This window comes from Streptomyces sp. ICN903 (genome assembly GCF_022015835.1).
Lineage (GTDB): Bacteria > Actinomycetota > Actinomycetes > Streptomycetales > Streptomycetaceae > Streptomyces > Streptomyces fenghuangensis.
In genome coordinates this window covers 1-1,451 of the sequence record NZ_JAKMAY010000561.1, presented here as the reverse complement: position 1 = coordinate 1,451, position 1,451 = coordinate 1, and the positions used below count along the sequence as shown (strand labels likewise).

2 protein-coding genes are annotated in these 1,451 nt (G+C 76.8%); one reads left to right on the top strand and one right to left on the bottom strand.

The window, feature by feature from the left end; translation table 11 throughout:
* Nucleotides 1-75: 75 nt before the first annotated feature.
* Entirely contained in the window at nucleotides 76-501 is a 426-nt protein-coding gene (gene dtd / locus L7D48_RS28795) for a D-aminoacyl-tRNA deacylase (protein WP_237884041.1), read from the bottom strand.
* A 190-nt stretch (nucleotides 502-691) separates the two neighbouring features.
* Here dtd and L7D48_RS28790 point away from each other — a divergent pair, with 190 nt between their 5' ends.
* Nucleotides 692-1,372, top strand: coding sequence for a hypothetical protein (locus L7D48_RS28790; RefSeq protein ID WP_237884039.1), 681 nt, complete (start codon nucleotides 692-694; stop codon nucleotides 1,370-1,372).
* Nucleotides 1,373-1,451 lie beyond the last annotated feature (79 nt).

Genomic DNA, 1,451 nt, shown 5'->3' with positions numbered 1-1,451 from the left:
CCGTACGGACCGTACGGACCGGCGCGGACCGGTGCGGACCGCGGGGCGGGCCCTCGGACCTCCGGGGGCGGGCCCTCAGACCTCCAGCAGCACCGTGAACGGGCCGTCGTTGGTGAGCGAGACCTCCATCTTCGCCCCGAAGCGGCCCGTCTCCACCCGCGCGCCCAGCGCCCGCAGCCTGGCGCACACCTCCTCGACCAGGGGCTCGGCCACCGGGCCGGGGGCGGCGGCCTGCCAGGTGGGGCGGCGCCCCTTGCGGGCGTCGCCGTAGAGGGTGAACTGGCTGACGACCAGCAGGGGGGCGCCGGTGTCCGAGCAGGACCTCTCGTCCTCCAGGATCCGCAGGCCCCACAGTTTGCGCGCGAGCCGGTCGGCCTTGTCGGGGGTGTCGTCGTGGGTCACCCCGACCAGCACGCACAGTCCCTCCCCGGTGATCTCGCCGACGGTCTCTCCCGCGACGACGACCTCCGCGCCGTCGACCCTCTGCACCACAGCTCGCATGCCGACCATCATGCCGCCCCCGTCGTGCGCCCGCCGACCGCCGCCGGATGGGTGGCCCGGACTGCACGCAGGGTGCCCGCGGTGGCACGATGCGTGCAGCACGGTGCGCACGGTGGCCTGCGGCGTATCCGTGACGGGCCGTGGCACCGCGTTGTGGTCCACGGCGAAGGGGATGAGGGGCACACAGAAGATGAGCACTGCCGGAACCGGGCGGACGCCCGGAGCCGTACCGGCGGCCCGCGAGGCCGCCTCCACGACCACCTCCACGACCACCTCCGCCGCCCCGGCGGGCGCCGCGGGGACCGCCCCGGCGGGACCGCCCGCCGACGCCGGCGGCACCACCGGCGCGGGCGGGGCGCTCCCGGCGGTCCCGCACGACGCCGGGCCTCCCGAGCTGACCGGTCTGCGCCTGCCCCAGCTGCGCGAGCTGCGCCGCCAGGCGCAGCAGGAGGAGGCCGACCTCAGCTACGTGCGGCGGCTGGTCCAGGGCCGCGTCGACATCCTCCGCGCCGAACTGGCCCGCCGCAGCGCCGCGGACGTGCCCCTGATCGACCGGCTGGCGGAGATCCTCGCCGACGCTCCCCCGCCCGGCCGGGGCCCGGCCCGCTCGGCCCGCCATGTGACGCTGCGCACCCCGCGCAGCGAGGAGTACCGGCGGCTGGCCGAGGAGGTGCTCGCCGAGGTCGAGCTGTCCGACCTCGCCGCCCGCACCGACGCCGAGCTGCACGCCGCCATGGCGCGGCTGGGCGAGCACGAGCACCGGATCTCACTGCGCCGCCGGGCGCTCCAGCGGACGGCGAACGGGTGCAGCGCCGAGATCGCGCGCAGGTACCGTGAGGGCGAAGCACACGTGGACGACCTGCTGCCCTGACCCCGGGGGCGGTCGTCCCCCCTACACCCAGGGAAGGCCGCCCATGTCCGCCAGCACCACCCCGCCCGCGAACACCCCC

What these genes read in the sequence shown, in the direction of transcription:
- dtd (WP_237884041.1), bottom strand. Translation starts at nt 501, where the DNA reads ATGCGAGCTGTGGTGCAGAGGGTCGACGGCGCGGAGGTCGTCGTCGCG.
- L7D48_RS28790 (WP_237884039.1), top strand. Translation starts at nt 692, where the DNA reads ATGAGCACTGCCGGAACCGGGCGGACGCCCGGAGCCGTACCGGCGGCC.